General features: G+C 46.3%; 24 protein-coding genes, 1 tRNA gene and 1 rRNA gene. 11 read left to right on the forward strand and 15 right to left on the reverse strand.

The genetic code is table 11. From position 1 onward, the window contains the following. The 4 genes from AC1TPC_RS25885 to AC1TPC_RS25900 form a co-directional block, all read right to left on the reverse strand. Positions 1-90, reverse strand: a 16S ribosomal RNA gene (locus tag AC1TPC_RS25885); the annotation flags it as partial. A 284-nt stretch (positions 91-374) separates the two neighbouring features. Further along, positions 375-878: a CYTH domain-containing protein gene (locus tag AC1TPC_RS25890; protein ID WP_482069609.1), complete on the reverse strand. Its 504-nt coding sequence runs from the start codon at positions 876-878 to the stop codon at positions 375-377. Between the two features lie 20 nt (positions 879-898). Next, complete coding sequence (locus AC1TPC_RS25895) at positions 899-1,663, reverse strand: AAA family ATPase (RefSeq protein WP_482069610.1); 765 nt, start codon at positions 1,661-1,663, stop codon at positions 899-901. Positions 1,664-1,708: 45 nt separating this feature from the next. Continuing rightward, on the reverse strand, positions 1,709-2,872 hold the full coding sequence (locus AC1TPC_RS25900; RefSeq protein ID WP_482069611.1) for a YecA family protein: 1,164 nt from the start codon (positions 2,870-2,872) through the stop codon (positions 1,709-1,711). A gap of 349 nt (positions 2,873-3,221) precedes the next feature. Here AC1TPC_RS25900 and AC1TPC_RS25905 point away from each other — a divergent pair, with 349 nt between their 5' ends. Continuing rightward, the gene (locus AC1TPC_RS25905) at positions 3,222-3,674 is read left to right on the forward strand and encodes an AraC family transcriptional regulator (RefSeq protein WP_482069612.1); all 453 of its coding nucleotides are present in this window, start codon (positions 3,222-3,224) and stop codon (positions 3,672-3,674) included. Between the two features lie 84 nt (positions 3,675-3,758). Here the strand turns inward: AC1TPC_RS25905 and AC1TPC_RS25910 are convergent, their stop codons facing one another. Beyond that, the gene (locus tag AC1TPC_RS25910) at positions 3,759-4,295 is read right to left on the reverse strand and encodes a DNA topology modulation protein (RefSeq protein ID WP_482069613.1); all 537 of its coding nucleotides are present in this window, start codon (positions 4,293-4,295) and stop codon (positions 3,759-3,761) included. A 722-nt stretch (positions 4,296-5,017) separates the two neighbouring features. Between AC1TPC_RS25910 and AC1TPC_RS25915 the strand changes: the two genes are divergently transcribed. Further along, positions 5,018-5,602, forward strand: a complete 585-nt coding sequence (locus tag AC1TPC_RS25915; RefSeq protein WP_482069614.1) for a TetR/AcrR family transcriptional regulator — start codon at positions 5,018-5,020, stop codon at positions 5,600-5,602. A 7-nt stretch (positions 5,603-5,609) separates the two neighbouring features. Continuing rightward, on the forward strand, positions 5,610-6,356 hold the full coding sequence (gene map, locus AC1TPC_RS25920; RefSeq protein ID WP_482069615.1) for a type I methionyl aminopeptidase: 747 nt from the start codon (positions 5,610-5,612) through the stop codon (positions 6,354-6,356). A 175-nt stretch (positions 6,357-6,531) separates the two neighbouring features. On the opposite strand, the gene AC1TPC_RS25925 is transcribed toward map, so the two are convergent. From AC1TPC_RS25925 to AC1TPC_RS25940, 4 genes are all read right to left on the reverse strand, one after another. Next, positions 6,532-6,798, reverse strand: coding sequence for a cupin domain-containing protein (locus tag AC1TPC_RS25925; protein WP_482069616.1), 267 nt, complete (start codon positions 6,796-6,798; stop codon positions 6,532-6,534). 75 nt (positions 6,799-6,873) lie between these two features. Continuing rightward, positions 6,874-8,067: a winged helix-turn-helix domain-containing protein gene (locus AC1TPC_RS25930; RefSeq protein ID WP_482069617.1), complete on the reverse strand. Its 1,194-nt coding sequence runs from the start codon at positions 8,065-8,067 to the stop codon at positions 6,874-6,876. Next, complete coding sequence (locus AC1TPC_RS25935) at positions 8,064-8,261, reverse strand: hypothetical protein (protein WP_482069618.1); 198 nt, start codon at positions 8,259-8,261, stop codon at positions 8,064-8,066. Before AC1TPC_RS25935 ends, AC1TPC_RS25930 begins: the two co-directional genes overlap by 4 nt. A gap of 164 nt (positions 8,262-8,425) precedes the next feature. Beyond that, positions 8,426-9,397 carry a phosphotransferase family protein gene (locus AC1TPC_RS25940; RefSeq protein WP_482069619.1) on the reverse strand — a complete coding sequence of 324 codons (972 nt, stop codon included), beginning with the start codon at positions 9,395-9,397 and terminating at the stop codon, positions 8,426-8,428. Between the two features lie 358 nt (positions 9,398-9,755). On the opposite strand from AC1TPC_RS25940, the gene AC1TPC_RS25945 reads away from it, so the two are divergent. Beyond that, entirely contained in the window at positions 9,756-10,949 is a 1,194-nt protein-coding gene (locus tag AC1TPC_RS25945) for an outer membrane protein assembly factor BamB family protein (RefSeq protein ID WP_482069632.1), read from the forward strand. 145 nt (positions 10,950-11,094) lie between these two features. On the opposite strand, the gene AC1TPC_RS25950 is transcribed toward AC1TPC_RS25945, so the two are convergent. Continuing rightward, entirely contained in the window at positions 11,095-12,207 is a 1,113-nt protein-coding gene (locus tag AC1TPC_RS25950; protein WP_482069620.1) for a slipin family protein, read from the reverse strand. A 517-nt stretch (positions 12,208-12,724) separates the two neighbouring features. Then, entirely contained in the window at positions 12,725-14,143 is a 1,419-nt protein-coding gene (locus tag AC1TPC_RS25955) for an RtcB family protein (RefSeq protein ID WP_482069621.1), read from the reverse strand. Between the two features lie 197 nt (positions 14,144-14,340). Here AC1TPC_RS25955 and AC1TPC_RS25960 point away from each other — a divergent pair, with 197 nt between their 5' ends. The 3 genes from AC1TPC_RS25960 (at position 14,341) to katA (ending at position 18,022) form a co-directional block, all read left to right on the forward strand. Next, the gene (locus AC1TPC_RS25960) at positions 14,341-15,654 is read left to right on the forward strand and encodes a helix-turn-helix transcriptional regulator (RefSeq protein WP_482069622.1); all 1,314 of its coding nucleotides are present in this window, start codon (positions 14,341-14,343) and stop codon (positions 15,652-15,654) included. Continuing rightward, positions 15,641-16,441, forward strand: coding sequence for a WYL domain-containing protein (locus tag AC1TPC_RS25965; RefSeq protein ID WP_482069623.1), 801 nt, complete (start codon positions 15,641-15,643; stop codon positions 16,439-16,441). The genes AC1TPC_RS25960 and AC1TPC_RS25965 overlap by 14 nt, the downstream gene beginning before the upstream one ends. Positions 16,442-16,564: 123 nt before the next feature. Continuing rightward, complete coding sequence (gene katA / locus AC1TPC_RS25970; protein WP_482069624.1) at positions 16,565-18,022, forward strand: catalase KatA; 1,458 nt, start codon at positions 16,565-16,567, stop codon at positions 18,020-18,022. Positions 18,023-18,195: 173 nt separating this feature from the next. On the opposite strand, the gene bshB2 is transcribed toward katA, so the two are convergent. Beyond that, complete coding sequence (bshB2, locus tag AC1TPC_RS25975) at positions 18,196-18,852, reverse strand: bacillithiol biosynthesis deacetylase BshB2 (RefSeq protein ID WP_482069625.1); 657 nt, start codon at positions 18,850-18,852, stop codon at positions 18,196-18,198. A gap of 23 nt (positions 18,853-18,875) precedes the next feature. Then, entirely contained in the window at positions 18,876-19,220 is a 345-nt protein-coding gene (locus tag AC1TPC_RS25980; RefSeq protein WP_482069626.1) for a YojF family protein, read from the reverse strand. A gap of 220 nt (positions 19,221-19,440) precedes the next feature. Here AC1TPC_RS25980 and AC1TPC_RS25985 point away from each other — a divergent pair, with 220 nt between their 5' ends. The 4 genes from AC1TPC_RS25985 (at position 19,441) to AC1TPC_RS26000 (ending at position 20,810) form a co-directional block, all read left to right on the forward strand. Further along, entirely contained in the window at positions 19,441-19,668 is a 228-nt protein-coding gene (locus AC1TPC_RS25985) for a hypothetical protein (RefSeq protein WP_482069627.1), read from the forward strand. Positions 19,669-19,872: 204 nt separating this feature from the next. Beyond that, the gene (locus AC1TPC_RS25990; RefSeq protein WP_482069628.1) at positions 19,873-20,073 is read left to right on the forward strand and encodes an RNA polymerase sigma factor; all 201 of its coding nucleotides are present in this window, start codon (positions 19,873-19,875) and stop codon (positions 20,071-20,073) included. Further along, complete coding sequence (locus AC1TPC_RS25995) at positions 20,051-20,197, forward strand: RNA polymerase sigma factor (protein ID WP_482069629.1); 147 nt, start codon at positions 20,051-20,053, stop codon at positions 20,195-20,197. Before AC1TPC_RS25990 ends, AC1TPC_RS25995 begins: the two co-directional genes overlap by 23 nt. Continuing rightward, positions 20,190-20,810 (forward strand): hypothetical protein, encoded by a 621-nt coding sequence (locus tag AC1TPC_RS26000; protein WP_482069630.1) that lies wholly within the window; start codon positions 20,190-20,192, stop codon positions 20,808-20,810. The genes AC1TPC_RS25995 and AC1TPC_RS26000 overlap by 8 nt, the downstream gene beginning before the upstream one ends. A gap of 79 nt (positions 20,811-20,889) precedes the next feature. Here AC1TPC_RS26000 and AC1TPC_RS26005 read toward each other — a convergent pair whose 3' ends face one another. Beyond that, positions 20,890-22,392 (reverse strand): DHA2 family efflux MFS transporter permease subunit, encoded by a 1,503-nt coding sequence (locus tag AC1TPC_RS26005; protein WP_482069631.1) that lies wholly within the window; start codon positions 22,390-22,392, stop codon positions 20,890-20,892. Positions 22,393-22,775: 383 nt separating this feature from the next. Beyond that, a tRNA-Val gene (locus tag AC1TPC_RS26010) sits at positions 22,776-22,851 on the reverse strand. Positions 22,852-23,088 lie beyond the last annotated feature (237 nt).

The following is a 23,088-nucleotide window of genomic DNA, read 5'->3' on the forward strand; positions in this document are numbered from 1 at the left end:
TCTTATCCCGAAGGACAAGATCCGCTCGACTTGCATGTATTAGGCACGCCGCCAGCGTTCGTCCTGAGCCAGGATCAAACTCTCCAAATGGAAGTTTTCGCTTCGACGCGATGTCGATTAGAAAGCTTCATGTGTTTGAAATGCTCATTACTTTTTATCGCTTTTTCTTACAATTCGTTAGAATCGCAAGGGCAGTTATTACTCGTTGTTCAGTTTTCAAAGAGCAATCTTTTCTCTCTTGTGTTGAGCTTGTTTTGCTTGTCGTCCGCATGTTACTCTCGGCCGGAATTAGAATATACCATGTATGCGCCTATGAGGTCAAGCGTTTATTTAAACTTTTTTAAAATAATCGTAATTTAGTATTCGAACCTTCTTTATTGAGTCGTTTTCCCCTGCAGCTCACGCCATACTTTTTTGTTGCTGTATTGTCTCTCAGAGCTAATATCCTTGCCGAACCATTCCGGAGCCAGAAACGAATTGGCTGCTTCTTCCGAGTCAAACTCGACCTCAAGCACAGAAAGCTCGATTTGATCGTAGGTATCAATCTCGATAATGCGTTCGTTCCATTCAGCGGTTATACGATTCTTTGTAAGTGGCACAAATCCAAATGCCTTGATGACCTGCTCGTAGATGCCCTCAGATATGGAGTATTCGATTTCCTCACGGGAGAGACCGTTTCCCAGCTTGAAGGTATGCGTATATGAAACTTCGCCGCTCGCCAGATCCACCAGACGCCGAACGCGCAGCTCTTGATTCTCATCTATAGCCAAGTAGGTTTGCTCAATTCTTTGCTCGGAGAGTACCTTAAGCTCCCCTTCTTCTATTAATACGCTAGGAAATTGCGGCAACAAAAACTTGCGTTCGATCTCTAATGTCATCTCTAACAGCTCCTTTAATTTTAATCCTCTTCTAGAAATAGCTCATGAAGCATTCTTTCCCGGTTATTAACGAACTGCTTCATCAGCAGGAAATGATCAGTCTCCTCTAATGTTGTGCGCTCTATGCCAGCCGAAGTCAAATTATAAATGACGGCATCCGGATACGCCATCAAAATAGGAGAATGCGTAGCGATAATAAACTGCGAGCGCTGCCCCACCAACTGATTGATACGAGAGAGCATCGCCATTTGGCGAAAAGGAGATAGAGCCGCCTCCGGCTCATCCATCATATAAAGCCCGTTTCCGCTAAAACGATGAAGGAATGTTGCAAAAAAGGATTCGCCATGCGATTGCTGATGAAGTGACTTTCCGCCATACGAATCAATAATGCGACCGCCGCGACCGCCCTCGCGATCCATTTGATCAATATTAGTAGCCAGATTATAATAACTCTCCGCGCGAAAAAAGAATCCATCCCTCGGTTTGTTGACGCTGCGTGCAAGCCTCAAATACTGATGAAGCTCGGAGTGCGTAGCTTCCGTAGAAAAGTTAAAATTAATCGTCCCGCCTTCTGGATTAAAACCGAGTCCGATCGCGATCGCTTCCATTAGCGTAGACTTTCCCATCCCATTTTCGCCAACGATGTAGGTTACTTTCGGATGAAAAGCAAGCTCATCTAAGTTCTGTATCGCATTTAGATGAAAGGGATAGGCATCGAAGGAGGGTACTGACTCCCTAAGCAGCTTAACGCTTCTTAAATAGAGTCCTTGCTGATTTTGCCTCACGCAGCACGCCCCCCAGATCGATTGATTAGTGTCTGCTTTTAGCTATTAGCCGCAGCATTTTTTAAATTTTTTCCCGCTTCCGCACGGACACGGATCATTGCGTCCGATTTTTTTCTTCGTATGAAAGTCGATTACCTCTGCAGGGGCAGCTTGTTTAGACACCCTGTTCAACACCATGCTCACATTCGCTCGTTTGGCAGAAAGCTCATCCGGTGAATAGCCTTTGATAGCCCACTGCTTCGTACTATTCATTAAAGCAACGAGCAGATCCGTTAACACACTCAACGTCTCTAAGTTCGGAGTTTCAATAAATTCCTGTGTTAATTCGATGACACATGCCAATGAATTTCCATTTTTGGTGGCGTCGACACATTCCTCTGCCATAAGATCAGCTTCTTCACGGTCAATCTCATAATGATGGAGAACGTAGCGTACCAAATTCATATACTGGCTGCTCCGCTCGACATAGTCAGGCTCTCCTGCTTTTAAGAGCTGCTGCTTCGTAAATGGACAAAAATCGAGATCATGTCTGAGCGCCCGCTCCTTCATAATTGCTTGCGGATTCGCTGCTCGAAAATCACAGATTAAAAGATCGGTGGTTTCGTCCATTACGATCTGCTCATAATAGTCCGATGCCTCGAACAAAATGTTCATGATATCGTATTGGGCAAGCGGATGATCCTCATCCATAATGATGAATGATTTTAGCTCATCTACCGACAAGACTCCGTAATAGTAAAGCAAGCCTTGCGTCTGCCGAATCCATTCCGTATTTCTTTTAATGTTAGGATGTTCCTCTTGCGCTTCCACTTCTTTAAAATACGCCAGCAGCTCGGTAGGCATCATAACTACCTGTTTGCCGTCTACCGTACCAGGAAATAGAATTCCGCGCTCGCGAAAATATTCATATTGCTGGAGTTCAAGCAGCGGCTTGTCCCAAATGCCATCGTTTTTCACAATTTTCTGAACGAGCTTCAATCTATTATGGTCAAAGCAGCGCGTAATTAACGAAATGTTCTCTGGAATCAACTCTGACAGCTTCTCAACGAGCCCTTGCTTATTAAGCGAACTTAGGTTGCTTATTTGCAAATTCGTACGAATGCTAGTCAATTGCTGCTTTGATAATGTGCTTAGCGCATCCGCGTACGATAATGGATATGTAAGCTGCGACCAAAATTTTTCCATTGCTTTATCTAGCTTTGTAGTCATATTAATCTCCTAAATCTAAAATAAATTTTAAGCTTTTCTTCTTATTATAAATGTATTCCCAAAAAACATGTAGGTTCAAAGATAACAAAAATTGTAGCTGGAATCAAACAAAATAAATTAATTTTTTCCTCATAAATTGTAAATTTGACCTGTTAATGAAGGATACTGTCAGGAATAAAACAGGCTCTCTTAACAAAAAAATCGCCATTTGTAAAAGGCGGTTAATTAAACTAACTTTTACGTTAGTTCAATTGAAAATTTTTCAATTTAAAAAAGTAATGAATAATTTTTTATATTATGATAGCATCCAAATTGTAGAAAATAACTGATAAGAAAGGAAAATCAAACTATGGATATTAGAGTTGAAACTCTCCCGAATTATCGCATTGCGTATGTACGACAAATTGGACCCTATGGTCCTGCCAATGTTCAAGTAATGCAAGAATTAAAAATATGGGCGATGGAGAAAAAATTACTTACTGAATCGGCTATATTATTCGGAATTCCACACGACAACCCACAAAAAACACTTCCTGAGAAATGTAGATATGATGCATGTATTGTCATTGCAAAAGATGATCAAAAAATTGATGATTTAGTCAACGAAAGTGAACTCTTTAGCGGAGAATATGTTATTTTCAAAATCAAACATACAGCAGAAGATGTTCAAAGAGCATGGGCTGAAATTTTTCCAGCTATACATAACATGGGATTTCACCCTGACGACAAGCCGATCCTAGAAAAATACTCTGGAAACAACAATGACTTTTGCGAAATATGTGTTCCAATAAAACGGTTATAATTAACGAAATCTCTCATTAGCAGCAAAAATGCAGCCGGTCGTGCTGGCCGGCTGCGCATATTACGCCGTAGTCCTCTATGTAACTTATTGAGCTCTTCTTCGTCGTTGGTGCAATAATCCCACATTTGCTACAAATTCTCGAACGTCTTTCGGAGTCTTTAAAATGATCATTTTCTTTTCATTTGTTAACGATCTAAGTTTTTCTGAGATCTTTGGCTTTTGTTTTTCTGGGTATTCCCAGACCCATTTCAGAAATTCCAGACGGACCCTTTCTTCGCAACCTTCAGCCAAGTCCATTCTCTTCTTGTTGCGGTACTGGAATCTTCTCTTCAGCACGCGGATCATGCAGACCCATCTCAATAGATCAATAAATATGATTGTGTCTGCCGCTTGCAGCCTAATGTCAATCGTGCCTCCATAATTGCCGTCGATAATCCAACTATCATGACTAACGAGCTCCTCTTGAACATCTCTTTGCTCGTTTTTGGGCGTGCTAATCCAACCTGGTTTCCAAAAAATAAAATCCAAATGATGAACTTTTATTGATAAAATCCCGCCCAGTTTTCGAGCCAAAGTTGATTTGCCTGAACCTCCAGAATCTATAAGTACAATTTTTTTCATATTGACCCCCGTCAAATGGATCTAATAAACTGCTTCCCCTTAAATATAGGCTTTGAAGTTATAAAACCATTCTACTTTTTCCGTATTTTTCTTATTGCTATGACACAAAGCGCATACAGTAAAAAAGTTAAAATAGCTCCAACTAGATAAACTGGCCACGTGAGATGGAAAATTACAAAGTAACTGTCATGATACTGAAAATCCGCAGGCAGCTTCAAAATAATATACCCGACAAGCAGGAAAACAAGGAATGGGGCTAATAAGCTAATCGCAACCCCCAATAAGGTCTGTCTCTTTGTAAGATTCATGTCAAACATCCTATCTGTTTAAATTAGTACATTAAGCCTTGCCAGTGCATTCAAGAAATTGCGGCAGCCCCTTGTTGATGGTTATTCAATATAACTAGCCTAAACTCCCGAGGGAGCTTAATGCTGCTACCGCCGCGCGCCCCTCCTCATCCACTTTACCATGTATCTCCTTTTTCTTGCGATAAAAAAACCGCGGTGATTCTAAATCAACACGGATCGCCACTCCCAGAACACCACCGCCTCCGCAACTACCTGCCTGGAGGTCTGTCTGTGTTCAGTTCACTAAAGAACTTTATTTTCAATTAAAGAACTATATTTTCTTGCACCAACAGATAATTTGCATATCCCCGCCCCATGCGTTACAATCTTTAAATCGACAAATTTGCAGGTCTATACAAGGAGGTTCACGCGCCTATGTGCCCCCGGACCAAAGAACAAAATGAACTCATCCGCATGCAGCGCAGAGAACAGATACTGGACGCCGCCGCGCGCGCCTACTTCCGCACTGGCGGCGGCTTTGATATTCGCGACGTCGCCCGCGAGGCCGAGCTCGGTTACGGCACGGTGTACCATTATTACCCCAATCGACATTTATTGATAGAAGATGTGCTGGGCAGCGGCTTCGAGCGATGTGAGCAAGCCCTGTCAGAATGGGCGAACATCCGCGGAGGCAGCCCGGATGACAGGCAGCTGTTTACGTATTGCAAGGCGCTGCTCCGGCTGTGGCAGTCGGACGCCCGTGCATATCTCGTCTACAAGATGGCGGCGGAGCATTATGCAGGCTTGCCTGAGAAGGATCGGCACGCCGCCAAGAGACGATTCATGGAACGGCTGTACGTTCCGCTCCAATCGATCGCCCAACGCGAAGACGACAGCGTCGACCATATGCTTGCCGTGCTGGTCGGCTGCTGCGGGCTGCACTACTATGCGGGCACTTCCGAGCTGGACGTCGATCGAATCGCCCAGCTGGCGATGCAAGCCATTACGAAGGAGTCCTGATACGAACATGGTCATCTTAAAAAGCAAGCATGAAATCGAGGCCATCCTCAAGGCATGCCAAGTGGTGGCCGAATGCCATCACACGATCGCCCCGCTCATCCAACCGGGCATCACGACGAACGAGATTGAGCGCATCTTCGAGGACATTATCTTGAAGCACGGCGCCAAGCCCTACACGAAGGGCTACAAGGGCTATCAATATGCGACCTGCGCCTCCGTCAACGATGTGATCGCGCATGGCTTCCCTAGCGATAAGCCACTTGAGGAAGGCGATATCGTGACGATCGACACGGTCGCGGAGCTCGACGGCTGGCTCGGCGATTCGGCCTGGAGCTATGCGGTCGGGAAGATCTCGCCGACGGCCGAGAAGCTGATGCGCATCACGAAGGAATGCCTTGACCTCGGCATCGCGCAGGCTCAGCCCGGCAATCGGCTCGGCGACGTGACGAGCGCGATCCAGCGGCATGCCGAATCGAACGGCTACGGCGTCGTGCGCGACCTTCTCGCGCATGGCATCGGCCGGGACCTGCATGAGGCGCCGAACTATATGCATGTCGGCAAGCCCGGCAAAGGCCTCCGCATCAAGGAAGGCATGGTGTTCACGATCGAGCCCATGATCACCGAAGGCACCTACTACATGACAATCGATGCGGACGGCTGGACCGCGCGGACGCTGGACCGCAAGCTCGCCGCTCAATATGAGCATACGATCGCCATTACAGCTGAAGGTCCACAGATCCTGACCGCGCAATAGAATAATTAGAGGCCGACAACGACGAAATGCAAGGTCTCCCGCATGATGGCCATGGGTATCGTTAATCGAGCAATTCTGTCCTTTATTTCGACTGCGGTCCCATCGCGTTATTCTGCCCGTAGCGTAACAAAAAAGCAGCCAATCCATGCCCAGCTGCCGCGGTTACATTATTCAACTAACGTTCTCCGTTAGCCCAACAAGGCTTATATACCTGATAGTTAATAAATAAGATCATCTCTAATCTGGATTCCAAGTAATCCGCAAAATCTCTATATTTTTTTAGGACGGTATAAATGTCGTCTTGCCCAATAATTTGATAGTCCTCATCAAAATACTGAAGAGAGCCCCCTAATATAAAAAGGGTTACTACTTCCTCGTCTTCTGTAATCAAGGTATGAATATCGCCTGGTGGTTCAAATATAAAGCTACCTGGTTCAGCCACCCATTCGCGCCCTTCATATCTCCATTTACCTTGACGCGAAACTTGTCGGCAAATGTTAACAGGGAACTGGAAATATCAGTTCATAGACTCTGTCGAAATCGTCTCGCATCCGTTGAATAATGCAAAATTTTGAAAACAATTGTTCAAGGCTGTTCGCAATTGCTTTGTTGGCTTTATGTCGTTCTCGTACCAGATGTTTTTAACAACGAGCGTCTCGGATTTTCGCTCCGCGATTACCTCGGCTCGTCCGATGAGGCTTTCTCCGTATATTAGAGGCAACACATAATAGCCGAATTTCCGTTTGATTGCAGGCGTGTAAATCTCCCAGGTGTAATCGAATCCAAACAATTCGTTGATCAGTTTTCTGTCCCATATGAAATTATCTAGTGGGGCAATCAGCTCGCAGCGCCATTTCGGCGCTGGATTTTGCAGAACGGCTTCAATAAGCGGCAAGTCCTCCGCGCGGCAATAAAGTATATCCTTCATTTGTTCCACGGCAACAGCAACAATACGAGCTTCGTGCAACAGTTGGCGGAAAACCTCGTTGCGCTGCTCCGCTTTCAATCCCCATATGTTCAGCCAGGCATCGGATGCGCGATTCCATAAAAGGCCAACTGCGCCGATTCGACGCAGTACTCGCCACTTGTGATGCTCAAGCTCGCCCTCCAGCGGCTCCGGCGCATTCAGCAGATTTGGCTGTATGTACTTCCCGGCGATATCGTAATATTTACGCGTTCCTTTTTTGTGATGTATAATCAACTCGCCTGTCGAGTACATCTGCTCCAGCACCGACCGGGATGAATTGTTTCCGCTGCTCCAGTGGATGGCCGATCGCCAAGCGAAATTTCCATCCAATTTTAGATCATCCGAACTTAGCGCACCGTGATTTTGGATGTGAGCTCGTACTTGCTCAATCAACGCTTCCATTTCGGGATAGCGCTTGGCATGTTGTCGGGCGGCCTGCCTGTACCGCTCAAAATACGGCCAGTCCTCGACAGGGATAATGGCCAAATTCTTGTCGGGATAATCGACAAGGATTCTATCTTGATACAGCAACTCGGCGAGCATGTTCTTGGTAAATCCTTTGATTCGCGACTGCAACACCAGTTCGGCGTTTTTTCCGCAAACATCGATGGGATCGTATTGAATACAGCCGACCTGCCGCACAAAATCCAATACTCCCTGCTTTCCGGTAAAATGATATTCGCCCAACAACCCGTGCTTCAATAGCAGAAATTGCCGTGCCTGGCGGTTCGTCAATTGGATCATGTACACATCGGCTCCTTAATGAAACAAACGGGAGCCGTTTGCACATGATGATGGATGGCGAGATTGCTTATCTCAATAAAGTTACTATTTGCTTCTTTCCATAATGATGGTATCCATTGGGGAGCTTCATTAGCAAACCCCTTTCCTAATTTTCCAATAACCGAAAATTGCTCTTTTTCAATGATTTCAACCACGCCTATTCCCCCTATCCGTTGGAAAATACAAAAACAAACACATGTTCCCATAAAATGTTACCATTATCTCGAGCATAAAAACAAGAGCTATTGAAAAATACTGCCCGTCAATGTAGCTGCCGATCGCCGCGGCAGCTTCATCTAAGTTGTGTATTGAGCTAAAGTTATTGTACCGTCTGAATTATAAGTTGTCTTAAATCGGAGATCCGGTTAGGCATTTCCAGAGTCGAACGATTCAGTAAATCGCACAAAGCAATTAAATCTTCTAGTTTAGATAACTGGACCCAATTCTCATTTAAAAATCTTCCAGAATCCTGGTAAGCTTTTATAAAATGACGTTCGAATAAGGAATTTTCGTGTTCATACCGAAGCATATTTCCAATATCAACATAACGTCTTCCTGAAAAAGCAAACTCCCAGTCCAATACCGCTGACACTTCAATTCCGTTTGGACTATCAAGCATCAGTATATTTAGACCATTGAAGTCCGAATGAACGAGGACTGACTGTTCATGAATTTCAGCTAATAACCAACGGTGAGACACACAGAATGATCGAACCATTTCCATAGCTTCCGCACCGAGCCAATGACCGGTTGCAGCACCATCTAGACTTTCTGAAATAAAAGAGTGAAATTCATCCTCCCCCATGTTAAACGGATTGGCGATGGTAAGGTCCCCTGCTAAAAAGCCTGGGCAGTCAAAAGTATGGCTGTGTATACGAGCTAATATATCGCCAACAGATTCCGCAGCTTTTGCAATCTGTCGTTTTTCTCCTCTTTGCATAATATCCCGCAGCAATACTCCCTCTTTCCATTCCAGTAAAGCCCAGTCATATTCTATTAGATTTCGGCTTGTATCAAGATAGATGTAATCTGCTACAGGCACGACGCCGCTCAATCTCTCAGCAATTGCTTTTTCTTTTGATGCTACGTCTAAACCACCAGCAGAAATCCTTAAAAGGAAAGGAGTAGCTGATCCCTCAATCTGAATTTTATAGGTACCACTACTAAGTCCTGTTTCCGTTCTTTCAGCTTTTATGAGCCGTTTGCCTCTGAACACTTGGCTAATCATAATACTTATAGTCTCATAATTGATGTGTATATTTTTACTTGTTCGTTCCCAAGATTCTTTCATCCTGTACCTCTCCTCTTTCCTGTTCACGCAGTGGATCAAATTCTATAATTCGAGTTTCTATTCAACTATCCTGCCCGTTTAACAAAGAAAGAGAGCTTCAAGCTATTGGGAGTTCCCTATGAATCGTGGCAACATTTTCTGAGGCAATTCGTTTATAAAGGTATAAAGTGAATATATGGAAATTAGAGGGGGATCATCCATGCAACGAAAATTGATGCTTCGAACAATACTTACAGCTACTGCCTTGCTCATAGCCTTCCAAATAGGACAGACGGGGGACAATATTGGAATTAGCCAAGTGTAAGCCGAGAATCCTGTTATATCCTTCGGTGTAGGAAACCCAGGGATTCAGACACCGATTGTTCAGCCAACTTGGTCCGCAAAAGTCGATAATTGGGATGATTATTATCTTACTTCTAAGTTTACAGTGACGGGTGAGGGTAAGATATTTACGTTGAGAGATAAGAGGTTGATCGCTTTGAACGCTCAGACGGGAAAAACGATTTGGACTTTTGAAGAAGATGTGCATTCCATGTTTGTCTATCAGGAGGGGAAAATTTACGGGACTTTAAGTGACGGGAGCCTCTATGCCCTTTCTGCTTCAAGCGGAAAGAAGCTGTGGCAGTCGAGCGTCAGGATTGAAAAACCAAACGCCATCGAAGTTTTCGGCGATACGTTGTATGCCCTAATAGACAATCATACCATTGCAGTCCATTTGAAGACTGGAAAGCAGCTTTGGGTAAACACCGGGCCCCAAGCAATATATTACACCAGTTCGGGAATCATGGACGCAGGAGATATCGTATTACGCACCATCACAATGCAAGAAGAAACACGTAGCACTCTTCAACTTAATGCCATCGATAAAAAAACGGGAAAGAAGCTTTGGGGCATGATCGACCATGAGGTCCCGTTCAAGATCGAAGGCGGGCTGGCGTACTCCATTAAACATAATAATCAACCGATAGTTGATGATTCCGAGCGCAGCATTACTGTGTCCGTCATCAATGTGAAAACCGGTGAAGTAAAAGGCAGCCGTGTTTACCGATGGAATGTAAATGTGGGTTCCGGCGATGAATATAATACCAATGTACCAACCTACTTGGATGGAAATGATTTTTATATCCACCAGAATGGCATTATCGCGAGGTATGATTTTAATAATTACAAACCAGATGGCAAAGCTCTACAGTCTTATAGTGAGCCTGCTTATGAACAAGGCACATACCCTCTTTATAAAGTTCATCGCGGTCGTATCTTGTTCAGTAATTGGCAGAATGGTTCGCTCTCCAGTATGAAGAAGGTAAACGGACAACACATGAGCTGGAATGGTGATAACCCCTCCGCAAAAACGGTGATCTATGGAAAAGGTGTCTATCTTGCGCAAACCGATGGCATCATGCACGCGATCGATTTTGATTCAGGCAAACCGCTGTTCCGTGTGAAAACAGGCGCGCGCCAATATGATAATCTGCTTAAAGAAGGTGGATTCCTCATCATACAGACGCCTGGCAAACTGATAGGAGTTAAATTACCTGCGGCTTTAAAGTAATTGAACTATCACTCGAGATGCATTGATATCCATCAGTCTCCCCAATAACAGAAGCAGCGGCAGCCGTGGACAAGAAATTAAGTCCTAGACTGCCGCTGCTTCATTGAACTATAGTTGCCCATTTAGTAAAAAAATAAGCGCTATCCTATTTATCTATCGTCTTTACGCTAAGCAGTGAATTGAGGTGCTCTAGCAAATTGCCTCCGCCGGTAAGGGAGATCGTGCCGATCTTCTCGCAAATTTTCTCGAGAAATTCTAGCTCCTTCAAGCGGTACAGCGTGCCGTTCTCGTCCATCAGCTTCGCGGTGTTCAGCAAGCTGCGTGTAGAGGCAGTCTCCTCGCGTCTGGTGATAAGGTTGGCCTGTGCCTTCTTCTCCGCAAGCAGCACCGTATTCAAGATATCCTTGATATCGCCTGGCAAAATAATATCCTTAAGACCCGCCGATACAAACTGCACGCCGTAATGCTCCTTCTGCTCGTTCAAGCGCGAGAGGACGAAAGTCGCGATTTCTTGCTTCATGCGCAGCAGATCGTCCAGCTTCAGCGTACCCACGTACTCGCGTAAAATTAGCTGGAGCAAAATATATACCTGCTCCTCGAACGACTTGATTTGGATCGCCTTCAGCGGATCGATCACTTTATATTGACACACAAAGTTAAGCCGTAGCGTTACCTTGTCCTCCGTCATAATTTCTTGTCCGGTCATATCCAGCTGCAGTTGGCGCAAATCGACCGTCTTTACCTGCACGATAGTAGGTCCCTTCCAGAAAAAGTACCTGCCCGAACGAAGCTCCCGCTGCAATACATTATTGTAGAAAAGCAGACCGGATTCGTGGCTCGCAACCTCGAACACCTGAATATAGCCATGCAGCTTCGACAGCAATGAGCGATCTACTTCAGCCGAAATCTCGGGATTCCGTATATCAACACGAATAAACGTATGTTTTTTCATAACATTCCAGAAGGCATACAGCCCTGACGTCAGCAGCGAGCAGAATTTGCCATCCTCAAAATGCAGCACATACTCATGATCCTGTACGTCTGCAATCGTCAGTTCCTCCACAAGCTGAGCATCTCGAAGAAACAGATTGAGCTCCTTGTTCGGAACGGAAAAGCGTTTCGCAACATTTTGCAAAATAACGCTATCGTCTGAAAACGAGCTGTGGCGGTATACGCCTGGCTGCAAATGCTTGATGTAGCTGCCTTTTTTGAAAAGCAAACCGCGCTCGTCGTTTTTGATGATTACTTTTTTGAACATCGTTAAACACCTCTTTGCATTTGTGTTGACCTTCATAACAGGAGCTCTCCTGCGGCTAGGCCGGAATCAGGCTTAAGAAGGGAGAAGAGCTGCTTTATGACTTCGTTATCGATAGCCGAATTCGCATGCAACCTCCATCCAAATTCGCGCTATTTCCTAGTCATCCAAAAGAGGCAGCGGACTCCATTCGGTATCCACCGATTGCATAGGCTTCGCTGTAGTGAACGCGCATAGGCACGCTCTGAGAGCTCCTGTTAAAGGCCGGGTACTACTCAAATACAGTCTCCTAAGGAGGGAGTTCTTGCATACTCTACCAAAGAGTTTTCGCGAATCAGGCGAATAACCAAGGGATTCGAACCCTTATTTTGTGGAGATTCAGCCGATATGGTCATACAGCATACAAGCGCACAGCGTGCGCAAGCACTGCGGAACAATTGGAAAGTCCCTGCCAAGGTACGCCATTCGTACATGAACCTCATCTATTATTGAAGTTATCTTTAATAGCGATAGTAATGAATTAGATGCCTTTGATGGCAGCCATCGGCTTGCATTTGGCCACCACGGCAGCGAGCGATGCGCCAACGACGCTGTCGATGATCTGGTCCACATCCTTGTAGGCCTGCGGGCATTCGTCGAGAATCGTCTCCAGAGAACGGTGGTTGACGAGTATTTCCTCCTCTGTGCCGATCCTCAGCGATTGCTCGAACTGATCGACCGTCACGAGCTCCTTCGTTGCTCTTCGGGATCTTGCACGGCCCGCTCCGTGGCAGATGGAATAGAAGTTTTTCAAGCCCTCATTCTTCCCCACCATAATATAGGAGGAGGTTCCCATGGAACCGGGTATAAGCGCAGGATGTCCGGTCTCCTTAAACACCGGCGTATTCAGGAAGTGGCCCGGCGGGAGCGCACGCGTCGCTCCTTTGCGGTGAACGAGCATCGGCTCGTTGCGGTGAAACTCCTTGAGCGCGTAGTTATGCATCAGATCGTAAAGCACAGGCATTTCCATACTCGCTCCGAATACCTCTTGGAACGCTTCGCGAACGCCAAATGCGATCATATGCCGGTTGCTAACCGCAAAGTTGAGCGCGGAATACATCAGATTCAGATAGGTTTGCCCTTCCTGACTCGCAATGGGAGCATAAATCAAGTTGGGGTCGGGATTGCTCACGCCCCACTGATTCATCGCTTCCTTGATCACCTTGTTATGCTCCCGGCCGATCATGCCGCCCCAGGAGCGCGAGCCGGAGTGGATCATCACCACAACCTGCCCATCGAACAAGCCCCATTTTGCCGCCAATTCCGCAAATTCCTCATTAATCTCCAAATATTGAATTTCAATGAAGTGGTTCCCGCTTCCGAGTGTTCCTAGTTGCCCGCGTGCATATTTCATCGTTTTTGGCGGAAGTTGCTTGAGGTAAGTATGATCATATGCAAAATGGGATTGCTCCACATGGGTCAGCCACTGCTCATCGGGAACATACTTCTCGGGCAGTCCCTTCAAGCCATGCTGAACGACGCTCATCACGTCGATATCTTCGTAGTTCGAATTCGTGCGCTCGTTTGTAGGCACGTATTTCTCGATAGCTGCGATCAGCGCTCTGCGAATGTCCTTATCTTGAATGTCGCGCTTATGCAGCGAGGTCGTATGAACACGCATGCCGCAGCCGATATCCGAGCCGACGATTGATGGAGATACGCAGCCGTTTTTCATGCTCCATACCGCTGTCGTGCCAATGCACGTTCCGATGCCGACATGCGCATCCGGGGTGTAGCTCATATATCGATTCCTTGGAATTTGCAAATTGTTGTTAGCCATTTCAAATACTTTATTTTCAAAGGATTGGAATACCTCTTCGTTAGCGAATAAGTGAAGACTGCCATGCTCAAGCTTTATTTCATGATGATTGCCGCCATGTCTCTTATGCTGCATCAGCATTGTCAAAACCTCCTGTGAATCTTGCTTTTTTTCAATCAGCCGTACTGCCTTCTTACGAATTCTATCTTCTCTTATTTGGAGGCCCGCGAACATGGCGAAAGTATTACGACAAAGGAAAATTTCCCTTTTTGTTCAAAACCTTCAGCTTCCTGTTAAGATAGATGGAGAATGCTGCTTACGATCGGGGGAATACAGGAATGGCAAGAGAAAGCTTCGATAAGGAAATACAGTTTTTGCGTATGCTCGTCTTGACTAGCGGGGCATATAACCGTCAGCAATACGCAGATAGGCTAGGCATTTCGATTCATACGTTCGATAAAACGATAAAGCGGCTCAAAGAAATCGTGAGCGCGGTCCAGCAGCAGCTGCCCGAGGAGCAGGGCAAGGAGTTTGCCGAGACGATTCGCTACAGCTATCTTGAATCATCCGATCCGATGCTGCTGTTTCTGTTTCGAGCGAAGTCGCTCAAGGAAACCGAGAGCCAGCGCATTTCGCTGCTGCTCGCAGCTATGCACGAAAAACCGCTAACGGCTATGGAGCTGCTTGATTTGTGCTGCGGCAGTATGCCGGCGGAGCTATCGCTTCCCGATGAGAAGACGGTACGCGGCGACCTCAAATATTTGGAGCAGGTTGGCGTGATAAAGAAGGAGCCGGGTGCGCGCCCCTTCCGCTATCGCATCTATAATGATTTTGTTCGCGAGCTGTCGCATGAAGAGCTGCTTGACTTATATGATTTTGTAGATATGATGGCGAACACACAGGTTCCGTCCGTCCAAGGCTATTTGCTGCGCGATGGCTTAAAGAAGCATATTTCACGCAAGCAAGCTGACAATGGTCAGATCGAGCCGTTCTTATATAAGTATCACTATTACTCTCGTATTTTGGATGAAGCGCATCTCTTCACGCTGCTAGGCGCTATTCGCAATCGGCGCTTGATCACTTTTCTCTATTTCTCGCCAAAAAAAGAAACGAGCTACGCTTCCAAAAACACAAATCCGTTATTCGAACGCGATACCAAGGGCATGCAAGAGACGACGCTGCCGCTTAAGGTCGTCTATGACCATCAATATGGCCGTTGGTATTTGCTAGGCAACCACGCCATACAAGGCGTTAAAAAATACCGCTTGGAAGGATTAACGCAAATCTCTGAAGGGGATGCCGTTGCTGAAGAGCTTTACGAGGCCAAGAAGACAGAACTAGAACAGCGCACCAAGCATAGCTGGTTGATCGATACGGGCAAGCCCGTCACGGTTCGCGTACGCTTCTTCCATCCGGGACACGGGATCAACCATTTCGTTAGAGAGCGCGTGCTGCTTCAAGGACAATGGGGCATCATCGCGGAAGAATCGGATGATAGCTTTGTCTATGAAATCGAAGTAAACGGCATAATCGAGATTAAGCCATGGATTCGGAGCTTCGGCTCAAGCTGCGAGGTGCTGGCGCCTGCGAGGCTGCGGCAGGAAATGATTGCGGAGTGGAAGGAGATCAAGGCGTACTATGAATCTGTTTGAGAAAATATTTAACTATCAAATTTTATCCAAGCTTGAGGATTCGGGAACGTTTATGGTAACGGCCCATGAGCGAGGCTGGTTGAAGGCCATGCTGCGTCATCCTGCTGCTGCCGTTGCTTTTTCTCCAACAACACGACAAAAGCTGCAGCTTATGCTGGAGCAAGATCTTGCTCTGGATACGGGCGAGCTGCTGCATAAAGCAGCCAGTAAAGAAAAGCATGTATACCATCCGAATGTTCGACCGTTAAGGCAGGCCATTACAAATAAAAGCATGCTGCGCCTCAGCTACAGCATCAAAAATGAACGTACGCATAGCGAGCAGGAATGCTTTCCCTACAAGCTCGAATATTCAATGGTCAAGAGGGAATGGTATCTGCTTTGGTATCATGCGAAAAACCGGATGCTGATGAGTACGCGCCTGGATAAGATCATTGCAATTGGTGAGCAAGCATGCGGGGCGGATTATTACGAGCAGCTCCGAGCGAAGGTCCATGCTTTGCAGGAGAAACGAAGCACAAGCGCTGATATACGCGTAATGCCCGAATACAATGGAGAGCTGTCGCGTATTTTGTATGCTTTCTCATGCTTCGAGAAAGAAGTGAGCTACGATGCGCAGACCAATGAGTATACAATTCGTCTCTTCTTCTCGAGCAGCGACAGCGAATATGTGCTCTCGAAAACCCGCTTTCTCGGAAAGCGGGTAAACATTGTTAATAGCAAGCAGCTGCGCAGCCGCATGTTGGAGTCGGCTACGAAAGCGCTGGGACGTTATTCAAACGACAGCTAAAATCTCACATTTTGACGAAAAATTTTAATTGTAATGATTATAAATTGATATTGATTTTCCTATAGAAAACGGTAACATATAAAATGAGGCGCAGTCACACAAATTCAATGAGGTGATTCTATTATGAGTACTGAGAAGAACAAGCTCACGACTAGTTGGGGTGCTCCAGTTGGAGACAACCAGAACTCGATGACAGCAGGCTCTCGTGGTCCAACATTAATTCAGGATGTTCACCTTCTAGAAAAGCTAGCTCACTTCAACAGAGAACGTGTTCCTGAGCGCGTCGTTCACGCTAAAGGGGCAGGTGCCCATGGCTACTTCCAAGTTACGCATGATGTTACGTCTTACACTAAAGCAAGCTTTTTATCCGAGGTAGGAAAGCGCACGCCGATGTTCATCCGCTTCTCGACTGTTGCCGGCGAGCTTGGCTCTGCAGATACGGTCCGCGATCCGCGGGGCTTCGCCGTAAAGTTCTATACCGAGGAAGGCAATTACGACTTAGTTGGAAACAATACACCGGTCTTCTTTATTCGCGATGCGATTAAATTTCCCGACTTCATTCATACTCAGAAGCGTCATCCGCAAACCCACTTGAAAAATCCGAACGCCATTTGGGATTTCTGGTCCTTATCGCCGGAATCGCTTCATCAGGTTACGATCCTTATGTCTGACCGCGGTATCCCCGCTACATTAAGACATATGCACGGCTTTGGCAGCCATACCTTCAAATGGGTGAACGACGAGGGCCAAGCGGTTTGGGTCAAATATCATTTCAAAACCGAGCAAGGCATCAAAACCATCACCAATGAGGTTGCTGCCAAAATTGCCGGCGACAATCCAGATTATCATACCGAGGATTTGTTTAATGCGATCGAAAGCGGCGATTTCCCGGCGTGGAAGCTATATGTGCAGATCATGCCTACCTCGGATGCGAATACATATCGTTTCGATCCATTTGACGTGACGAAGGTATGGTCCCAGAAGGATTATCCGTTAATCGAGGTTGGCCGCATGGTGCTGGATCGGAATCCAGAAAACTACTTTGCCGAGGTTGAGCAAGCAACCTTCTCTCCCGGCTCTTTCGTTCCCGGCATTGAAGCTTCACCTGACAAAATGCTGCAAGGCCGCCTATTCGCGTACTCCGATGCCCATCGCTACCGCGTTGGCGCCAACCACAATCAGCTGCCGATCAATCGTCCAACCGCTCCGGTGAACAATCACCAGCGCGACGGTCAAATGCGCGCTGACGGCAACGGGGGATCGTCGCTTTATTACGAGCCTAACAGCTATGGCGGTCCTACAGAATCGGCCGAGAACAAGCCTGCTCCGTTCGAGATATCGGGCCAGGCAGACAGCGTAGGCTATGACCATCACGACCACTATACACAGGCAGGCGACCTCTATCGTCTAATTAGCGAAGAGGAACGCGCCCGTTTAATCGAAACGATTGTGGGTGCCATGAAGCCGGTAGAGAAGGACGAAATTAAGCTTCGTCAAATCAGCCACTTCTACAAAGCCGACCCCGACTACGGACAACGTGTTGCCGAGGGGCTTGGCTTGTCCATCTCGCAGCAAGCTTAATTGCACTTATCGCTTATACCATGCGGCTATCGAATCCAATTCGACAGCTGCATGGTTTTTTATTAATGACAAGGAGATCGTTTCAGCCGCTATCGTTCGGTTCATTCTTTATAAAAGAGGACAAAAAAAGGCTCTAAGGAAAAATCCCTAGAGCCTCTTGTCGTACGATCAGATTACTCGAATGGGTAGATCCAGAAGCGCTCTGTTCCAAAGCGCTGCACAATTTCCTCATCCGTCAGCTTTTTGCTGCCTACCAGCTCAGCCGCTTGGAACTGCGAACGATGAGCCTCAATAGAAGCCATTTTTTGTTTCAAAAATGGTTTAACATCATTTGCAACTTGAGGCATGCCAATCGCCTCCTGATGGTTCTTGGAAAAAGCCGAGCAATAAACAACCGGCCTCTCGTCTTCTGGAAGCTTGCTAATGGTGCGAATGACAGCCCCCCCGCATGCATCATGATCGGGATGAACGCTGTAGCCTGGATAAAAGGTATACACGATCGACGGGCGCAGCTCCTTCAAGAGAGCATCTATCGCCCCATCCAGTCGGCCTTTGTCCTCGAATTCAATCATTTTATCATGAAACCCCAGCATTCTCAGATCCTGTATGCCGATAGCGCGGCAGGACTCCTCCAGCTCGAGCTTCCGAATGGCCGGCAGCGTCACCCGATTGGCGAATGGCGGAATTCCCATGTTCCGGCCCATTTCCCCAAGCGTCAAGCAAGCGAAAGTGACATGCGCTCCGTCTTGTATATGCTTAGCCAGCGTACCCGATACAGTGAAGGCCTCATCATCGGGATGCGGAAATACAACTAAAATGTTTTGACCCACAAAATTTCTACTCTCCTCTCTCATTAGAAGGGCACCCTGCTTAGCTGCAGCGATACAATCAGCTTTCCTTGTCCATCATGCCCTGCCAGAATCAGCCTCTCCTGCTCCGTCTCTTCCCAGTGGGTAAGCCCCTCCGAGTAAATCCAGCCTTGCAACATTTTCAAGCCAACCCGATAGGGCCCGCTCCCTGCAATCGAACCATGCGAATAACGAATGGCAGCATTCGTAATGAAATTAGCCGCTGGATGCTTCGAGCTATCGAGATGGGCAGCGTAAGCTCCCGTTGTCATTTCCAGATGAATATATAGATCCTGATCCTTCAGGCTATCTATCCTAAGCTGTACCTTTTCTTGATTAATAAGCTGCATCTATATCCCTCCCATATATCAGCACAACCTGCTTTATGAATCTGATATTGAAATCATTCTAACATACTTATGCTTAAAGAAAATATCGATATCTGCAAAAAATAGGGAGGAATTGCTTCTCACGGTTAGCCGCTTTAAAATCCGATAAAATGACATCTGCTTTTTCTCCAGCATTTTGTGGTATACTGCTACAAGATTAAAATGCAGGAGGTTCATCGCTATGAAAATTTATGTCATACAATCGTTTAACGAAGACGGATTGGAAAATGTATATGTAGGCTCTGACGAGGAAAAAGCGCTGTCGCTGCGATCAGCTGACTTTGAGCATTGCGACGCTCTATTCGTGGAAATCTGGGAGGACGGCGAGAAAACGGATGATTTCCGCCTGGTGGAATCCCCGGAAAAGGACGATGAAGAGGCTGAAGCTGCCATTGGAGTAGACAAGTAAACTCGTCTTTAAAGAACAGAAGCAAGCTAATCTTTATCCAAAATAATCATGCTGTCCATCACAGCAGAAATTTTTAACGACTTCTTCAAATAATCGGTTATACACAAAATCAACCCTGACCTCTTCCGGTCAGGATTTTTTTTACGTCCTTTGAAACATTTTGCCCCCTTAAACCGTGTTAGGGATGAAGGAGTGTCGACGCCAATGCAAAGTGAGCCGCTTTATTCGGAAGATTATCTAGCAGAGCTTGTCCATCGTTATGCAGACATGATGATGCGCATCGCTTTTACCTACCTCAAAAATAGTGCGGACGCCCAGGATATATGCCAGGAGGTATTCATTAAAGTCGTTAAGCAGCAAAAAGCGTTCAAGCATGCCGAGCATGAGAAAGCTTGGATCCTTTGAAGGCTACAGCACCACTGAAATAGCTGAGCTGTTGGAACGAAACGAGAGCACGGTTCGAACACAACTGAAGCGCGCACGAGAGCTTTTAAAATCAAGCTGGATTGGAGGACTCGGTAATGAATAGATACATAGATGGCATGAAAGAAATAAAGGCTACCGAGGAATTAAAGCAGCGGCTGATTCATAATGCGCAGCAGCAGACTTTAACTGGCAAGAAGCTATCCTTTAGAAAAACAGTTCCCTTATTGGCAGCTGTTTGTGCGGTTATTTTAATTGCTATGCTCAGTACATCCTTCCTTCAGCTTGGCAACAAAAAAGCGGTATTCCCCGGCCTTGTGATTACGGCATATGCAGCAGATGGGACAGCCGTCGAAATGAAGCCTAATGTTCAGCTCCCATTAGGTACATACAGCCCGTTTATGAGCAGCGTCCCTGGATTTCCAATCAGCATTGCTGCGGAGAATGCTGATTCCATTACAGTCAACGTAACAGAAGGCAGCTTCTCGCTTTGGAAGCCTCCCGCTTCTAAGGTCATCCAAAAAGGAAAAAGCCTTACCGTCTCATCCGGCACCATCATATACTGGACCCCTCCTTATGACAATGCCGCAATGACATTAGCAAAAAAAAGCACCGTTTCAATCATTGCATACCAAAACAAAAAAGAGGTGGGACACCGTATCATTGAAATAGAAGCTGACGATAGCCTTCATTACAGTGGATTAGTTAAGGAAGAATAGCATTAAGTTCTTAATAAAGAACATTTTAAACAAAAGAAAGCGCTGCTTAGAGTTAGCTCACTCTCTCGCAGCGCTTCTTTTATGGCTTTGCAGAAACCGAAGCAGCCATTTGGCTAGATATTTCTTTTTCTTTGCCTGCCTTTTTCTTCGTTCCATCCTCCCTCTTCGTCTTGCCGATGAACAAGCTAAGCGGTAGCGCGACGGCCGCTACTATCGTAGCAACGACGTACACATCGTTCACGCTCATCGTGAAGGACATCATCGAAATCTGAAGCTCGTCGACATCGCCCGCCTTCATAAAGTCAGTAGCGTGGGTAATGGATCTTGATGCGAGCATCGTTGTGAAAATAGCAATAGCGAATGATCCGAATACATTCCTCGTCCAGTTCGTTATTGCGGAAGCATGACCGGATAGCTCAGCTGGAATTTGTTCCATTGCTGCGTTGCTCGAAGGCATAACGACAAGCGCAATTCCGATGTTTCGCACAATCATCCACCAGATAACGTAAGCATGCGACACATCGATGCTTAGCCAGCTTAACGCTAACGTTCCGACCGTCAGCAGCACAATCCCGCCTGACATAAGCCAGCGCGGTCCGATAATGCCATACAGCTTGCCGACAACAGGCATAAGCAGAGCCATCGCAAGGGAGGCCGGCAGCAGGATCATGCCCGTATCCATGGCAGAGACATGCTGGATTCTTTGAAGAAATATCGGTGTCAGCAAGGTGCCGGAATACAAGCTGATAGTAATAATATTGGAGATGATCGCATTTAACGTGAAGCGGCTGTTATTAAACACTTTCAAATTGAGCAGCGGCGTTTCGGTCGTCAGCTCCCGCCACACAAATAGTACGAGGGCAACTGCGCCAACCACGAACAGGGAGACGACCTTCAAAGAGCCCCAGCCCCAGGTGTGGCCTTGGCCGAGCGCCAGCAGCAAGGAAGAGCTGCTTACAATAACGGTCAGAAAGCCAAGTCCATCAAAAGACTTCGGAACGTTCATACGGTAGTAAGGAATATAGGCATATACGAAACCAATCGCAATGAGCCCTATTGGAATGTTCATTAGGAACAGCCAGTGCCAATTCATGTTCTCCAGCACCCAACCGCTAATCGTTGGGCCGAAGGCTGGCGCCAGCATGGCAGACAAGCCCCAGAACGCAACAGCCATCGCTTGCCTTTCTCGCGGAATAATCTGATAGATGATTGACATCGTAGTCGGAATGATCAAGCCGCTGAATGCGCCCTGCAATACGCGAAACAAGATTAGCGAGCCTTCGCTCCACGCCGAGGCGCATAATACCGATGCAAGCGTAAATCCAATTAAGGAGAACAGGTATAGCCTTCTATAGCTGAACCGCTCGCCCAAATAACCTGCAATGGGCGCTGTTGTTCCCATTGCCAGCATAAAGCCGGTTAACGTCCACTGCACAGAGCTCAGCGACGTGTCAAAATGATCCTTCAAAATTTCGAGCGCCAAGTTGATCGTAGCCGACGCCAATACACATAAAAAAGACCCGATAAAAATAGCGATCATTACAGGCCAGAAACGCACCTTCTTAAGTTCTTCTTGATTCATGTACTTCTCCCACACCCTTTAATATTACTTTACAGCTTAACTATTATATTTTAGTTCTAAACTAATTTCAATGGGAACATTTTTTCTTTCAGTGAGGTAGGGGCTTGGTTGTAATTCGCCAACTATTGCTAGGCTGATTGATGATCAAGTTTTCGATTATGGCAGGATTGAAACTCCAGAAATTATGATAGAGGTTATGTTCAAAGGCCGTGGAACAGAAAAACAAGCGTAAATCGGAGCGCAGATTCACATTTTATTCTAGAGGGTTTTTATGCAAAATTAACTTTATATGTTTGTACTGAAGAGTAACCGAAATTTTTGAATACCGAACAAAAACAAAAAAACCTTGTTCAATTGAACAATGGCTTCTGAATAAAAGAATATGGTGGAGGCTGACGGGATCGAACCGCCGACCCTCTGCTTGTAAGGCAGATGCTCTCCCAGCTGAGCTAAGCCTCCAGGACAAAAATAAAACCCACGCATGTGGGGTTGCTACTTGGTACAAGACAAGCAAATTGCGCCCTGAAAACTGGATACGAAAGTTTAGGTTTGCTGAAACCTCTTTAACTGTTGTCTGCTGGATGTATGGGTCCATGCAAACCTTAAGCGTATGCTTACGATGTAGGTTTGACTTACAACCTTTTAGCGTATGCTTACGATGTAGGTTTGCTTTGCAAACCTTTTAGGATAAGCCCT

The sequence above is a fragment of the Paenibacillus sp. Y280 genome, from assembly GCF_056786335.1.

Bases quoted from the DNA above. Each gene is read 5' to 3' on its own strand.
- AC1TPC_RS25955 (WP_482069621.1), bottom strand. From the start codon at position 14,143: ATGCTGATGCAGCATAAGAGACATGGCGGCAATCATCATGAAATAAAG.
- AC1TPC_RS26000 (WP_482069630.1), top strand. From the start codon at position 20,190: ATGAATAGATACATAGATGGCATGAAAGAAATAAAGGCTACCGAGGAA.
- AC1TPC_RS25995 (WP_482069629.1), top strand. From the start codon at position 20,051: ATGAGAAAGCTTGGATCCTTTGAAGGCTACAGCACCACTGAAATAGCT.
- AC1TPC_RS25905 (WP_482069612.1), top strand. From the start codon at position 3,222: ATGGATATTAGAGTTGAAACTCTCCCGAATTATCGCATTGCGTATGTA.
- AC1TPC_RS25910 (WP_482069613.1), bottom strand. From the start codon at position 4,295: ATGAAAAAAATTGTACTTATAGATTCTGGAGGTTCAGGCAAATCAACT.
- AC1TPC_RS25965 (WP_482069623.1), top strand. From the start codon at position 15,641: ATGAATCTGTTTGAGAAAATATTTAACTATCAAATTTTATCCAAGCTT.
- AC1TPC_RS25890 (WP_482069609.1), bottom strand. From the start codon at position 878: ATGACATTAGAGATCGAACGCAAGTTTTTGTTGCCGCAATTTCCTAGC.
- AC1TPC_RS25915 (WP_482069614.1), top strand. From the start codon at position 5,018: ATGTGCCCCCGGACCAAAGAACAAAATGAACTCATCCGCATGCAGCGC.
- AC1TPC_RS25960 (WP_482069622.1), top strand. From the start codon at position 14,341: ATGGCAAGAGAAAGCTTCGATAAGGAAATACAGTTTTTGCGTATGCTC.
- AC1TPC_RS25990 (WP_482069628.1), top strand. From the start codon at position 19,873: ATGCAAAGTGAGCCGCTTTATTCGGAAGATTATCTAGCAGAGCTTGTC.
- map (WP_482069615.1), top strand. From the start codon at position 5,610: ATGGTCATCTTAAAAAGCAAGCATGAAATCGAGGCCATCCTCAAGGCA.
- katA (WP_482069624.1), top strand. From the start codon at position 16,565: ATGAGTACTGAGAAGAACAAGCTCACGACTAGTTGGGGTGCTCCAGTT.
- AC1TPC_RS25930 (WP_482069617.1), bottom strand. From the start codon at position 8,067: ATGATCCAATTGACGAACCGCCAGGCACGGCAATTTCTGCTATTGAAG.
- AC1TPC_RS25940 (WP_482069619.1), bottom strand. From the start codon at position 9,397: ATGAAAGAATCTTGGGAACGAACAAGTAAAAATATACACATCAATTAT.
- AC1TPC_RS25985 (WP_482069627.1), top strand. From the start codon at position 19,441: ATGAAAATTTATGTCATACAATCGTTTAACGAAGACGGATTGGAAAAT.
- AC1TPC_RS25900 (WP_482069611.1), bottom strand. From the start codon at position 2,872: ATGACTACAAAGCTAGATAAAGCAATGGAAAAATTTTGGTCGCAGCTT.
- AC1TPC_RS25980 (WP_482069626.1), bottom strand. From the start codon at position 19,220: ATGCAGCTTATTAATCAAGAAAAGGTACAGCTTAGGATAGATAGCCTG.
- AC1TPC_RS25950 (WP_482069620.1), bottom strand. From the start codon at position 12,207: ATGTTCAAAAAAGTAATCATCAAAAACGACGAGCGCGGTTTGCTTTTC.
- AC1TPC_RS26005 (WP_482069631.1), bottom strand. From the start codon at position 22,392: ATGAATCAAGAAGAACTTAAGAAGGTGCGTTTCTGGCCTGTAATGATC.